Origin of the sequence: Exiguobacterium sp. B2(2022), from assembly GCF_028823655.1 — a bacterium.
Classification (GTDB): domain Bacteria; phylum Bacillota; class Bacilli; order Exiguobacteriales; family Exiguobacteriaceae; genus Exiguobacterium; species Exiguobacterium aestuarii_A.
Genome location: NZ_JAPEHX010000002.1, coordinates 55,146 through 68,277 on the forward strand (window position 1 = coordinate 55,146; position 13,132 = coordinate 68,277).

Annotated in this window: 14 protein-coding genes; 8 read left to right on the forward strand and 6 right to left on the reverse strand. The window is 50.1% G+C overall.

Annotated features, from left to right (window positions below; translation table 11 throughout):
- Complete coding sequence (locus ON063_RS00845) at positions 1-843, reverse strand: metallophosphoesterase (protein WP_274663920.1); 843 nt, start codon at positions 841-843, stop codon at positions 1-3.
- A gap of 93 nt (positions 844-936) precedes the next feature.
- Complete coding sequence (locus ON063_RS00850; RefSeq protein WP_074032719.1) at positions 937-1,350, reverse strand: organic hydroperoxide resistance protein; 414 nt, start codon at positions 1,348-1,350, stop codon at positions 937-939.
- Positions 1,351-1,467: 117 nt separating this feature from the next.
- Here ON063_RS00850 and ON063_RS00855 point away from each other — a divergent pair, with 117 nt between their 5' ends.
- Both ON063_RS00855 and ON063_RS00860 read left to right on the forward strand, forming a co-directional pair.
- On the forward strand, positions 1,468-1,920 hold the full coding sequence (locus tag ON063_RS00855; protein ID WP_214819315.1) for a MarR family winged helix-turn-helix transcriptional regulator: 453 nt from the start codon (positions 1,468-1,470) through the stop codon (positions 1,918-1,920).
- A 13-nt stretch (positions 1,921-1,933) separates the two neighbouring features.
- Positions 1,934-2,848, forward strand: coding sequence for a CAP domain-containing protein (locus ON063_RS00860; protein WP_274663921.1), 915 nt, complete (start codon positions 1,934-1,936; stop codon positions 2,846-2,848).
- Positions 2,849-2,883: 35 nt separating this feature from the next.
- On the opposite strand, the gene ON063_RS00865 is transcribed toward ON063_RS00860, so the two are convergent.
- Positions 2,884-3,357, reverse strand: a complete 474-nt coding sequence (locus ON063_RS00865) for a glutathione peroxidase (RefSeq protein WP_214695149.1) — start codon at positions 3,355-3,357, stop codon at positions 2,884-2,886.
- Positions 3,358-3,518: 161 nt separating this feature from the next.
- Between ON063_RS00865 and ON063_RS00870 the strand changes: the two genes are divergently transcribed.
- Together ON063_RS00870 and ON063_RS00875 are read left to right on the forward strand one after the other, a co-directional pair.
- Complete coding sequence (locus tag ON063_RS00870; protein WP_214819319.1) at positions 3,519-4,037, forward strand: VanZ family protein; 519 nt, start codon at positions 3,519-3,521, stop codon at positions 4,035-4,037.
- Positions 4,038-4,331: 294 nt separating this feature from the next.
- The gene (locus ON063_RS00875; RefSeq protein WP_274663922.1) at positions 4,332-5,633 is read left to right on the forward strand and encodes a murein hydrolase activator EnvC family protein; all 1,302 of its coding nucleotides are present in this window, start codon (positions 4,332-4,334) and stop codon (positions 5,631-5,633) included.
- Positions 5,634-5,667: 34 nt separating this feature from the next.
- On the opposite strand, the gene ON063_RS00880 is transcribed toward ON063_RS00875, so the two are convergent.
- The 3 genes from ON063_RS00880 to ON063_RS00890 all read right to left on the reverse strand — a co-directional run bounded on the left by ON063_RS00880 (position 5,668) and on the right by ON063_RS00890 (position 8,006).
- On the reverse strand, positions 5,668-5,838 hold the full coding sequence (locus ON063_RS00880; RefSeq protein WP_214695154.1) for a hypothetical protein: 171 nt from the start codon (positions 5,836-5,838) through the stop codon (positions 5,668-5,670).
- Between the two features lie 43 nt (positions 5,839-5,881).
- Positions 5,882-6,727: a GNAT family N-acetyltransferase gene (locus ON063_RS00885; protein ID WP_274663923.1), complete on the reverse strand. Its 846-nt coding sequence runs from the start codon at positions 6,725-6,727 to the stop codon at positions 5,882-5,884.
- A 70-nt stretch (positions 6,728-6,797) separates the two neighbouring features.
- Positions 6,798-8,006: a dicarboxylate/amino acid:cation symporter gene (locus tag ON063_RS00890; RefSeq protein WP_224860322.1), complete on the reverse strand. Its 1,209-nt coding sequence runs from the start codon at positions 8,004-8,006 to the stop codon at positions 6,798-6,800.
- A 217-nt stretch (positions 8,007-8,223) separates the two neighbouring features.
- Between ON063_RS00890 and zapA the strand changes: the two genes are divergently transcribed.
- From zapA to ON063_RS00910, 4 genes are all read left to right on the forward strand, one after another.
- Positions 8,224-8,445, forward strand: a complete 222-nt coding sequence (gene zapA, locus ON063_RS00895; protein ID WP_015881047.1) for a cell division protein ZapA — start codon at positions 8,224-8,226, stop codon at positions 8,443-8,445.
- Positions 8,446-8,453: 8 nt separating this feature from the next.
- Positions 8,454-8,990, forward strand: a complete 537-nt coding sequence (locus ON063_RS00900) for a CvpA family protein (protein ID WP_074032727.1) — start codon at positions 8,454-8,456, stop codon at positions 8,988-8,990.
- A gap of 67 nt (positions 8,991-9,057) precedes the next feature.
- The gene (gene polX / locus ON063_RS00905; RefSeq protein WP_274663924.1) at positions 9,058-10,752 is read left to right on the forward strand and encodes a DNA polymerase/3'-5' exonuclease PolX; all 1,695 of its coding nucleotides are present in this window, start codon (positions 9,058-9,060) and stop codon (positions 10,750-10,752) included.
- Between the two features lie 15 nt (positions 10,753-10,767).
- The gene (locus ON063_RS00910) at positions 10,768-13,122 is read left to right on the forward strand and encodes an endonuclease MutS2 (protein WP_274663925.1); all 2,355 of its coding nucleotides are present in this window, start codon (positions 10,768-10,770) and stop codon (positions 13,120-13,122) included.
- Positions 13,123-13,132 lie beyond the last annotated feature (10 nt).

Here is a 13,132-nt window from a genome sequence, read left to right on the forward strand (position 1 = left end):
TTATTTGCCGTGCACATCAATCACCACAATCTCTGGTGGGTTGAAAATGCGCGGTACGTTGAAACTATAATTGAATCCCCGTCCGATCACGTGGGTGAACGTCTCGTGTTCATAAAGACCGCCTGCATATTTCGGGAAAAACCCTTGGTCAGGGGCGAACAACCCGTTCAATAAATATGGGATTCTCACTTGTCCGCCGTGGGCATGACCGGATAAGACGAGGTCAAAAGGTAAGTCGGCATACGTGTCGACCTCTTCGGCACGGTGAGAGAGGAGTAAGTTGAACGTCGCATCCGGATTCACGTCTTGCATGGTCGTCGCGACGTCAGTTTCCCAACTCCCATAAATATTTTCGTTATATGTTCGTAACGGATCTTCTAATCCACCGATGACGAGATTGACCCCATTGATGGTGATCGGCTCCCATTCGTTCTCGAGAACGGTCACCCCGTGTGAGCGAAATACATTCTTGGCATCATGACGAATGTAGTCAGCGGAGTTGTCAATCTCATGATTCCCGGTTACGAAATACATCGGCGCAATGCCGGCGAGTCCTTCGACGAGTTCGAAAGCTGGTTCAGGAGAACGATAGCGATCGATCAGGTCACCAGGCATGACGATCAGGTCCGGTTTTTGCGCACGGACTTGATCAATTAAAATCGATTGTTTATAGCCGTACGAGGCGCTATGTAGATCAGAAAGGAGCACGATGCGAAGCGATTCATCCGCTGAAAGCTTGTCAGACGGCACGTTGTACGTCTGAACGGTCAGCGCATTATACGTCGCCGTGAACAGCAAAATGCCGAGCGCGACAAACACGAACGTCGATTTACGTTTCTTCATCATGGCTCCCTCCCTTCCCTCATTGTGCTTTTATCTTACCCCGACACGCTAGGGGAAGCAAAAAAATCCCGCTCCTACGAGCGGGATGGATGATTATGCTGCTTTGGCTGTCAATTTCACATCGACATTGCCGCGCGTCGCTTTTGAATAAGGGCACACTTGGTGTGCTTCTTCAACGAGGCGTTCTGCTGTCGCTTGGTCGACACCTTTGATTTCGACTTCAAGCTCGACTGAAATGAAGAACCCTTCATCGTTTTGGTTCAATGTGACATGACCTGTGACGCTCGATCCGTCCGTCTTCACACGTTCTTTCCCGATGATGAGGTTGAGGGCACTACCGAAGCAAGCCGCATATCCCGCTGCGAAAAGTTGTTCCGGATTTGTCGCACCGTCGACGTGTTTCGCGCCTGGCATTGAGACGTCCATGTCGATGACGCCGTCTGTTGATTTCACATGACCTTCGCGGCCACCGATTGCAGTTGCTGATGCTGTGAATAGTGATTTCATGATTCAATTCCTCCATTTCGTTTTAAACAATTAAGTTGTGCACAATTTAAATTATAGAGCAGTCAAAAAGTTTCGCAAGTGATATGCTTGGCTAAAGAAGAGTACGGAGGATTACGTATGGAACAAACATTAAAACTTGAACACCAAATATGCTTTCAATTGTATACCGCTTCAAAAGAGCTTACCCGTTTATATCGCCCAATTTTAGAACCGCTAAACCTGACATATAGTCAGTATCTGGTCATGCTCGTCTTATGGGAAGAGGATGGCATCGATTTGCGTCAGCTCGGAATGAGGCTGACACTCGACTCGGGCACATTGTCCCCGCTCGTGAAACGATTGATTCAAATCGGGTATGTCGAAAAGAGTAGGGCGACAGACGACGAGCGAAAAGTCGTCGTTCGTTTGACCGATCGTGGTAGCGCGTTGCGTGAGCAGGCAGCCGATGTGCCGTTACAAGTCAGTGGTATGCTAAATATAGACGAAGCGACATATGTCGCATACATGGGGATGCTCACCGATATCAAGGAGAGACTTCACGATTTCGGGGAGCGTCAGCGCGAGCAGTAAGGAAGGAGGAGCCATGTTTCGAAAATTGATCATCCTCTTGATGGGGATTGGATTGTATATGGCTTGGCAATATGAGATGCCGAACGTCTCTGCCCCGACGAGCATTCAAGTGGAGTCTGAGGTGGCGACGGAACGTGCGACGGATGCACCGAAGTTTACGAGCCAATATGCCGGGCATGATTGGTACCTTGTCGAACGTGGCGGAGATCGCGGTCTTGAACTCATTGACGAGGACGGCGCCAAAAAAGGATTTTATCAGTTCGAGACAGGAAGCACGTATCGCGGTCTCGTGCTCGATGAGACGACACGTGACCAAGTCGAGGAAATCGGCTTTGAGAAAGTGACGTCTTACAACAAAGGATTAAATCGCTACCTGATCCCGGACGATCCATCCTTTTCGGTGTTTGCGATTGATGGACAATATGTCACGCTCTTCTTCGACCAACATGACGACGACCGTTTGAAAGGGGTCTTGTCGGTTGATCGCCGTGTGGAAGAGGCGAGTGACGGTTACTACGGTGACATTTCCACGGAAGGGACCGTCGCGAACGAACAGTTGATGCGAATCTTGATGAACTGGGACCGTGAAAAATATGACTTGAGTGCGCTCGCCGATTATGAGCCACTCTATCCGGTCGTTCGGGCGCACAGTCAGAACATGGCGGAGAACGACTTCTTCAGTCATACGGACCCGGAAGGACGCGACCCGTTCGACCGGATGGATGAAGCGGGACTGTCATACTCGATGGCCGGAGAGAATTTGGCCATGGGGCAGATGAGCGTGTTCCATGCGCATTGGGGGCTGATGAATTCGAAGGGGCACCGTGAGAACATCATGCAACCTCGATTCAGTCATGCTGCCGTCGGACTCGCCTACAACGATGAGAACAGTCCGTTCTATACGATTAACTTTATTACCCCTAGATAAAAGGATGACTCCTTCTCGGAGCCATCCTTTTTGAGTTAGATGAGCTTTTTAACCGCATCCTCAATCTCGGCCGGTGTCGTCTGTGGCGAGAAGCGTTCGACGACGTTCCCGTCACGGTCGACTAAGAACTTCGTGAAGTTCCATTTGATCGCTTTCGAGCCGAGTAGTCCCGGTGCTTCTTTTGAGAGATACGTAAAGAGTGGGTGCGCGTCTTTTCCGTTCACATCGACTTTCGCAAACATCGGGAACGATACGCCATAGTTAAGCTGACAGAACTCCTGGATCTCTTCGTTTGAGCCCGGGTCTTGATGTCCGAACTGGTTGCATGGGAAACCAAGAATCTGGAGGCCTTGTCCTTTGTACGAGTTGTATAGCGACTCGAGACCTTCGAGCTGTGGCGTGAATCCACACTTACTTGCCGTATTGACGATGAGTAAGACGTCTCCCTTATATGTAGCTAACGGTTGTAGCTGTCCTTTCATGTCCAATGCTTCAAAATCATAAATCATGTCTATTCCCCCTTTTTCTTTAGTATACCAAGAGAGTAACGAGGTCACGACTTTGAACGCGTTGCGTGCAATCAAATTGTTATGAAATCATGATGTCGCTGTTACATATTTCGTGATGTACAATCCGTATAATGAAACTCGTTGTAGAAAGGAACGGTGTTATGCGACTTTTAAAAAATGAATTTATATGGATCGCGCTCATTTTGATTGGATTATTCTTCTCGAGTGCGACACCTTACTCAGACCAATCGATTGTTTCGCCACTCGAGCGATTCGATTGGAGCTGGATCGAACCGACGTTAGCAAACGTCGAGTTTGACTATGCAGGCAAAGAAGTGTCGCTCGACACGTTAGGGACAGTTGGGCTCATCGAGTTCTTGATGCGGAAAACGGCGCATTTCGTCACATTCTTCGCTCTCGGTGCTTTGTTCGTCAAGGCGATTTCGAGAACGAACCTTCATGCCGGGCTGATCCTATTGTTCGCTTGGACGCTTGCCAATACGGTCGCCATTTTTGATGAGTATCATCAGAGTTTGACACCAGAGCGGACGCCGTTACTGCAAGATGTCCTATTGGATAGCAGTGGGGCGATTGCAGGAGTCGTGCTGATTGGTGGCTTCTTATTACTTCGTTCAAAACGAAAACGAGGGAAACGAGCTGGGTATGTCGCATTAAGGTAGTAAAAAAATGATATAGGTTGTTATGTGAAAAGCGCTTTCTTAAAGTGCTTTTCTTATTTAAAAAACTATTTTGTGACAACGAACCAAATAAAATATTGTCTATACCCACGTTTTTTAAGGGATAAAACCTAAATTAGGTCAATGTCATACGAATGAAATATAAGTGTAAAATAACTTTTGGTTTAGATTGCTATAATGAGTCACAGAGCGAATGAAATTTCGCAACTCGTCTTATAGAAAATACTTGAACGACTATAGATAAAAAATACACAGGAATCAGCGGAGGGAAGCACATTGGGTAACTTGAAGAAATTTGCAGCCACAGTCACTCTAGGCGCACTCTTGATCGGCGGAACGTCACCGACTTATGCAGCCTCACTTACAGAGAAGCAGAAGAAAGTACAAGAACAACGACAAAAGAATAGCAGCGAGCAGTCGAAAGCAAACTCTTCGATTCAATCACGTGAGCAAGCCATCAGCAAAGAGCAACAAGAAATCAACAAGTTAGATGCTGAACTCCAAGACGTCATCAACGATGTCGCTCAGAAAAAAGCTGAGATCCGTGCAACTGAAGAAAAAATTCAAAAGCTTCAAGAGCAAATCAAAAAATACGAAGCAAAAATGAAAGCACAAGAGGAACTCATGAAAGACCGTATGGCGACGATGCAAAAGAACGGTGGCTCGTCAGTCAACTGGGCTGAGTTCATCTTTGGTTCAAAAGACTTCGGTGACTTGATCACGCGTATGATCACAGCTGGTACGATACAAGAGAACGACCAACAGATCTTCGAAGAATATGAAGCAACGAAAGAAAAACTTGCAAAAGCGCAAGCTGAATTAAAAGCAGAACGCGATTCACTCGTGAAGCAAAAAGAAGAACTTGAAAAACGCCAAAAAGAGCTCGATCAAAAAATGAAAGAGCGCGCAGCGAAAATCAAGAAACTCGAAGCTGAAAAAGTGAAATTCGAATCAAAACTCATGAGCCTACAAGAGATGGAAGATACGCTCAAAGCTCAAGAGAAAGCGATTCAAGCAGAAATCGAAGCACAACGTCGTGCTGAAGAAGAAGCACGTCGCGCAGCGGCAGAAGCAGCAGCTGCTAAGAAGCAACAAAGTGCAAGCTCAAGCAACAGTGGTTCTAGCGCTTCAGTGTCAACACCTGTAGCATCAGCACCAGCGAGCGGCGGGATGTTCCAACGTCCGGCAAGCGGTCGCCTCACACAAGGATGGGGACCAGCGAGCGGCGTAAACGGCTACACATTCCACAACGGTCTTGATATCGCTGCAGGAGTTGGTACGCCAATCTATGCAGCAGCTACTGGTACAGTCACACGAGCTGGATGGGGTGGCGCATACGGAAACCACGTCATGATCACACACGTCATCAACGGACAAGTGTGGACGACAGTATACGCACACATGAGCTCGGTCTCAGTTAAAGCAGGTCAACGCGTGTCACAAGGTCAAAACCTTGGCGGCATGGGTAGCACAGGGAACTCGACAGGTTCACACCTTCACTTCGAGATTCACCGTGGCGGTTACTCATGGTCATCATCAAGCGCTGGTGGCACAGTCAACCCAGCATCATTCTTCTAATCAACACAAAGATAGTGATCGACGAACGCGTCGATCACTTTTTTGTTGCCTGATACACGATAAACGTCAGGAGTGCGGCACCGATGACACTGAGCCATAGCGTATCGATGTTCGGGTCATCAAGGACGCTCTGTCCACCGACGATTAACATATAAAGAAGGAGTGCCACGCCAAGTGCACGTAAAACAATTCGGAATCTAGCCATGAAAAATCGCCTCCACCTAATAGTATAGGGGAGGCGATTCGTTTCATCTAGCGAGTCGGACCCAGGCAGAGTCCATGATCTGTTCATACCCGACTTCTTGATAGATTTTGTTTGAGGTCGGGTTCGTCAAGTCCGTATAGAGGACACAGAACGATTTCGTCTCGAGTAACTGGCGGCTAAGGTCTGCAACGAGACTTCGCGCGTAACCTCTTCCACGTGCGTCAGGTGACGTATAGACGAACGAGACGGTGATGCCGTTCTCGGTCGGACGTGAGCGTTTCGCACACGAGACAAGCTGTCCATCGACTTCCCAGAACACGGCGTCATCATTCTTGAGCATCGTGTCGATTGCTTTCGTCACTTTTTCAGGAGGTGAAGAGCGAAGTCCCGACTCGGCTTCAAAGGCGCTATACCAGGATTCGAGTTGTGCTTGATCGGCTGTTGTCGCTTTTCGCATGTGACCGTTCGCCATCTCGATGTCTTCCACCTCGTCGAGTCGATAAAGACCTTGTGACATGAACATCTCACTCGTCCCAGATGTGATTTCTTGCCACGCTTTCCCGAACCGTTCGGCTTGCTTACGTTCTGAGACCACCTCGATGAACGAGATCTCGTTTTCGAGAAGGTGCGGGATGATGAAGGCAGGGAGTTCTTCCTCTTGTTCCGTGTCCACGACAATGTAATGGAGCGGATGGGGCGGTGTCACTTGAAGGATGGCGAGGAGTTCACCATTCTCTTCGACGGTGAATTGATGAAACGTCTCATAGACGCCTTGAATCACGTTATTCAATACGCCGATCATTAAGCTGTTCTTGGCTTCTTCTTTTAACAATGCGTCCATGACGCGGTCAGCGAAGTGATTCGGGTCTTTCCATTCAATCCATTCCATATGTATCTCTCCTATTCGATGTAGACAAAAACGGACAAACCTGATGGCTTGCCCGTTTATGCGTTGTACGTTATGCGATATCTTCTTGCTTCGACGCTGTGTTGTCGAGAAGTTTCGTGTTGTGTTTGAAGTAGTGGATAATTTTTGCGATGGCACCGTCGCCTGTGACGTTTGTAGCTGTCCCGAAGCTATCTTGCGCCAAGTAGAGTGCTATGACCAAGCTTTGCATCGTCGCGTCGAACCCGAGGATCGAGCCGAACAATCCGAGAGATGCCATAACGGCTCCACCTGGAACACCAGGTGCTGCAATCATCGTCACACCGAGTGCGAGGATGAATGGAAGGACGATCGCGTATGACATCGGCATGCCGTTCAAGTACATGAGCGCGACACCGACCGACGTGAGTGTAATCGTCGAGCCTGACAAGTGGATTGTTGCCGAGAGCGGGATGACGAAGTTCGCGACACCCTCATCCGTATTGTTCAACTTCGCTTGGCGAAGCGTGACTGGAATTGTCGCAGCCGATGATTGCGTCCCGATGGCTGTGAAGTAAGCCGGCATCATCGTCTTGAGCAACTTGAACGGATTCTCTTTGTTGAGACCACCTGCGATTGAATATTGAATCATAAGCATCGTCAAATGAAGAACGATGATTGTGACGAAGACGAGCGAGAACACCGAGAGGATCTCAGCGACCTGACCAGCGTACGTCATGTTCATGAAAATTCCGGCGATGTGGAATGGGAGTAATGGAATAATGACTTTACTGATTAAGAGCTCGATGATATCGCGGAAATCCATGGCGAGGTCGAGTGACCGTTTGCTTTCGATTGCGGCAATCCCGATCCCGATGACGAAAGCTAAAATGAGTGCGGTCATGACACCGAATACCGGTGGAATCTCAAATTCCATGAACCCTTTCAATAAGGCTTCTTCTGGGTTTTCGGCTCCTTCCGTCGACCGTGACAAAATTTGCGGGAACAAGTTGCTCGTCGCAAAGTATGCGAGCGTCCCTGCGACAACTGTTGAAGCGTAAGCGATGAGTGCTGTGAGTCCGACTAACTTTCCTGCTCCTTTACCAAGTTCCCCGATTCCTGGGATGATGAAAGCAAGAATGATCAGTGGGATGGCGAAGCCTAAGAACTGCCCGAAGACCGTGTTGAACGTCACGAACGTCCGAACGATCCAGTTCTGACTTTCTGGTACGATGCTCCCGAGCAGAATCCCGAAAGCGATCGCGATGATGATGCGACCTAAGAGGCCAATGCGTAATTTCAAATCAATCACCCTTTCTGTTTGTTTGAATAGTTGATATTTTCGCACATTTTACGAAATGATGCCACCATCTCTTTTAATTTTTCTAAAGAAAGACGTTTGACAACTTCATAGAAGGGTAATAGAAAATGTTGTACATATCAAGGGAAGGGGCTTCTCCTTTTCCTAATATAAAAACGATGTTATGATTAATGCTGACAGACGTAAAGGAGGGGTGCGCGTGCAGTTACAACGAACAACGATTCACATTGCGGGTCAAGACTATACGATCGTGAGCGAAGAACCCGCTGATCATGTGAGGGAAGTAGGCTTTTTGGTCGACAGTAAGATCCGCGAGATTCGTGAACAATCCCCTCATTTAGATGCTCGTCAGGCGGCGGTCTTGGCTGCGATTCAAATCGCGAGCGACCACGTCAAAACTAAACGAAATATGGGAGAATAAATCAATCCATGGTTACGCTACTTATACTGTTTTTCTTGTTTATTGGAATCGTCAACGGCTTCCGTCGTGGCGCGATTCTACAGCTCGGCCATTGGGTCGCGCTCATCATTAGTTTTCTCGTCGCCAACACGTACTATAAAGATTTAGCCGAAGCGTTCAAGCTCTGGATCCCGTATCCGTCTCAGCTTGATGGAACGCTCCCTGGCGGCGTATTGGACCTCAACTCGCTTTCAGGGATTGAGATGACGTTTTATAACGTCTTTTGGTTCGTCGTCTTGTTCCTCATCACGAAACTTGTCTTGCATCTCATCTTGGCGATGCTCGACTTCTTGACAGACTTGCCGATCTTGCGCCAATTAAAAGGGTTGATCGGAGCAGTCCTCGGATTCTTCGAGGCATATGTCATCACATTCTTCATCCTTTGGGTGATTGCGTTCGTGCCGATGGCAGGCGTTCAAAATGCCGTCGACAATTCGTCGCTTGCGACATTTATCATTCAAGACACGCCATATCTATCAGATTGGTTTTCAAATAAGATGTTGTGACACGACAGGCCGGAATGCAAGCTAGTGCTTGTATCTCGGTCTTTTCTGTGTGAAGAGGGGGAAGCATATGAATAAAGTAGAAGCGATGATGTTGCTCGAGAAGATCGCGCAATATATGGAGATCAAAGGGGAAAACCCGTTTAAAATCAATGCGTTCCGTAAGGCCGCAACGGCTCTAGAGAATACGGACCTTGAACTCGAGGACATCGACGATTTGACGTCCATCTCAGGGATTGGCAAAGGAACGGCGGCCGTCCTTGAAGAGTATCGGGATACAGGTCGCAGCGAAGTGCTCGAGGCGCTTCAGGAAGAGATCCCGTTCGGCTTGATGAAGCTTTTGAAAATTCAAGGACTCGGCGGGAAGAAACTCGCCAAACTCCGTGAAGTCGGGGTCGTCGACTTAGAGTCCCTCATCCGTGTGCTTGAAGACGGGACGGCGGCATCGCTCCCGGGATTCGGAGCGAAAAGTGTCGAGAAGCTACTCGCCGCAGCGAAGAACCTCGAGTCGCGTCCGGAACGATTGGCCTATGCGGTCATGCGACCGATTGTCGAAGAAATCAACGACGTATTGGAGAAAGAAGAGCTCGTCTTACGTCATTCGGTCGGGGGAAGCTTCCGCCGGGCAGAGGAGACATGTAAAGACCTCGACTTTATCATTGCGACCGAGGAACCGGTCGCGCTTCGAGAGAAGTTGCTCGCCTTGCCGTTCATCAATGAAGTAATCGCGGCAGGGGAGACGAAAGTATCGCTCGTCCTCGAACGTGAGGAAATGGTGTCGGTCGACTTCCGTATGGTCGAACCGGGCGCATTCGCCGCGACGCTTCATCATTTCACAGGCTCAAAAGACCACAACGTCCGCATGCGCCAACTCGCGAAAGCAAAAGGAGAGTCGATTTCGGAGTACGGAGTCGAAACGGCAGACGGGCTGTGGCAACCGGAAACGGAAGAAGAACTGTTCGAACGGTACGGTCTCCCCTTCATCCCACCTGAACTTCGGGAAGGACACGCCGAGTTCGAGCACGACTTATCAAAACTGGTCACACTCAAGGACATCAAGGCAGACGCGCATATGCACACGGTCTGGTCGGACGGGAAGTTGACCGTCGATGAGATCGTCGTGGCGATGAAAGGGCGCGGCTATGAGTGGATGGCCATCACCGACCACGGGAAGTATTTGACGTTCGTCAACGGTTTGACCGAAGAACGACTCGAGGCACAAGGTGAGGAGATCCGCGAAGCTGCAAAGACACATGAGATGAACGTGTTGCGTGGCGTCGAGATGGATATCCGTCCTGATGGAACGCTCGACTATGAACCAGAATTTTTAGAGACGCTCGACTATGTCGTCGCCTCCATCCATTCGAAGATGGACCAATCCGTCGACGAAATCATGGCACGTCTCGAGAACGCCTGCCGTTCCCCATACGTCAACGTGATCGCGCATCCGACGGGACGACTCATCGGTCGCCGGGACGGTTATCCGATTGACGAGGACAAGTTGATTGCGCTTGCAAAAGAGACGGGGACAGCGCTCGAATTGAACGCGAACCCGAACCGCCTCGATTTGACGGCATCGACGCTGAAGAAGGCGAAGGCGGCGGGCGTCAAAGTAATGATCAACACCGACACACACCACCCAGACATGATGGAAGATATGGCACTCGGCGTGTTACACGCTCGGAAAGCCTATCTCGAACCATCGGATATTATCAACTGCTTCTCGTTTGAAGACGCCAAGGCGTTCTTCGCGGCGAAGCGATAGAAAGGAACATGCTAGATGGACCACGCGTTACGCGTATTAGAATATGAAAAATTGCGCCAACAGCTTGCCAGCCACGCGTCGAGCTCGCTCGGGAAAGATTTGGCGCTCAAGATGCAACCCGACTACTCGTACGACCGGGTACTCTCGAATTTGAACGTGACGAAAGAGGCGACCGAGGTCGTGCGTCTCCGTGACCGTCTGCCGCTCGGTGGGCTCACAGACGTCCGCGCGGAAGTGAAGCGGGCTGCCATCGGCTCGGTCCTCTCGACGAGCGAACTGCTTGCCGTCGCCGCCGTCATGTATGGCGGGCGTCAAGTGAAGAACTTCTTCGAGAAGCTGCACGAGGACAACGAAGAGATTCGGATCCCGCGTCTTGATGAGTATGCGGACAAGTTGACGAAGCTCATCGAGGTCGAGCAGTCGATTCGTCATGCGATCGATGACCAGGGGACGGTCCAAGACTCAGCGAGCTCACAACTTCGAGGACTTCGGACACAGCTCCGAAGCTTTGAAGGTAGTGTCCGTTCACGAATCGACAACATCCTCCGCAACAACGCGAAGATGCTTTCAGACGCCATCGTCACGATTCGAAACGACCGCTATGTCGTGCCGGTCAAACAAGAGTACCGTCAAGCGTTCGGCGGGATTGTCCATGACCAGTCGGCTTCTGGTCAGACGCTCTTCATCGAGCCGCAAGCCATCGTCTCCATCAATAACGAGATTCAAGAAGTTCGCTTGAAGGAACGCGCTGAGATTGATCGAATTTTGAGTGCGCTCTCGAACGAAGTCGGTGGGGTTCATGATGCGATCATGACGAACCTCGACGTATTGGCCGAACTCGACTTTATCTTTGCGAAAGTCGCTTACGGACAAGAGATGAAAGCGACCGAGCCGAAGTTGAACGACAACCGGGAGATTAAGTTGAAACAAGCACGTCACCCGTTCATCCCGAAAGATGAGGTCGTGCCGATCACGGTCGAGCTCGGGGAAGACTATACGTCACTCGTCATCACCGGACCGAACACCGGCGGGAAGACGGTCACATTGAAGACGATTGGACTCCTCCAGTTGATGGTGCAGTCAGGTCTCTACGTGCCGGCAGAATTCGGGACAGAGCTTTCTGTGTTTGACGCCGTCTATGCCGATATCGGCGATGAGCAATCGATTGAACAGAGTCTCTCGACGTTCAGCTCGCACATGACGAACATCGTCGGCATGCTCGACAAGATCGACTTCATGTCACTCGTCCTCTTTGATGAGCTTGGTGCCGGGACGGACCCGCAAGAAGGGGCTGCCCTCGCCATCGCGATTCTCGATGAAGTGAAACGTCGCGGGGCACGTGTCGCGGCGACGACGCACTACTCGGAACTGAAGGCATACGCCTATAATCGTGAGGGTGTCATGAACGCCTCGATGGAGTTTGATATTGAATCGCTCAGCCCGACGTACCGCCTCTTGATTGGTGTGCCGGGTCGCTCGAACGCTTTCGAGATCAGCCGTCGCCTCGGACTGTCCGAGCAAGTCATCGACAAGGCACGTAGCCACGTTGGTAGTGACGCCGAGTCGGTCGAATCAATGATCAACGAGCTCGAAGCGGCGAAACAACGCGCCGAACAGCTTGAGCAAGAACTCCTCGTCAAACGCCATGACTTCGAAGAAGAACAGGCAGCGTTTGAAGCGAAGATGACCGAATTCGAACGCGAACGCGACAACTTGTACAGCGCGGCCGAGGCAAAAGCCGAGAAGGCCGTCGAACAGGCGAAGCGTCAGGCGAACGAAGTCATCGACCGCTTGAAGAAGCTTCGGGAGCAGGGCATCGTCAAAGAGCACGAGATTATCGCGGCGAAGAAAGAGCTCGAGTCGGCCAAACCGACGCTTCAAGATAAAAAGATCCAAAAAGTGAAACAAAAAGCCCAACAGAAACGTACGTTCAGTAAAGGCGAAGAAGTGAAAGTGACGACGTTCAACCAAAAAGGCTACATCGTGAAACAAATCAACGACAACGAGTACAACGTCCAAGTCGGCATCATGAAAGTGAACGTCAAAGCGGACGACCTTCAGAAGATCGGTCCATCGAAAGAGAAGCCGCTTCAATCGAAAGGGAGCTCGCTCAAACGTCAGAGTTCGACGAAGTCCGAGCTCGACCTCCGCGGCGTCCGTGTCGAGGAGGGTCTCATGCGTCTAGATAAGTATATCGATGAAGCACTCGTGTCAGGCTATGACAACGTCCGCATCATCCATGGTTTAGGTACAGGAGCGATGCGTCAGGCGACACAAGAATTTTTAAAAGGACATCGTCACGTGAAGAGTCAACGCCCAGGAGGAATGGGTGAAGGTGGACTCGGTGTCACGGTCGTCGAACTGAAGTAAGGGGAGTCGG

Coding starts and splice junctions, on each gene's coding strand:
- ON063_RS00860 (WP_274663921.1), top strand. CDS start 1,934: ATGTTTCGAAAATTGATCATCCTCTTGATGGGGATTGGATTGTATATG.
- ON063_RS00865 (WP_214695149.1), bottom strand. CDS start 3,357: ATGATTTATGATTTTGAAGCATTGGACATGAAAGGACAGCTACAACCG.
- ON063_RS00880 (WP_214695154.1), bottom strand. CDS start 5,838: ATGGCTAGATTCCGAATTGTTTTACGTGCACTTGGCGTGGCACTCCTT.
- ON063_RS00900 (WP_074032727.1), top strand. CDS start 8,454: ATGGTTACGCTACTTATACTGTTTTTCTTGTTTATTGGAATCGTCAAC.
- ON063_RS00885 (WP_274663923.1), bottom strand. CDS start 6,727: ATGGAATGGATTGAATGGAAAGACCCGAATCACTTCGCTGACCGCGTC.
- ON063_RS00855 (WP_214819315.1), top strand. CDS start 1,468: ATGGAACAAACATTAAAACTTGAACACCAAATATGCTTTCAATTGTAT.
- ON063_RS00870 (WP_214819319.1), top strand. CDS start 3,519: ATGCGACTTTTAAAAAATGAATTTATATGGATCGCGCTCATTTTGATT.
- polX (WP_274663924.1), top strand. CDS start 9,058: ATGAATAAAGTAGAAGCGATGATGTTGCTCGAGAAGATCGCGCAATAT.
- ON063_RS00845 (WP_274663920.1), bottom strand. CDS start 843: ATGAAGAAACGTAAATCGACGTTCGTGTTTGTCGCGCTCGGCATTTTG.
- ON063_RS00850 (WP_074032719.1), bottom strand. CDS start 1,350: ATGAAATCACTATTCACAGCATCAGCAACTGCAATCGGTGGCCGCGAA.
- ON063_RS00910 (WP_274663925.1), top strand. CDS start 10,768: ATGGACCACGCGTTACGCGTATTAGAATATGAAAAATTGCGCCAACAG.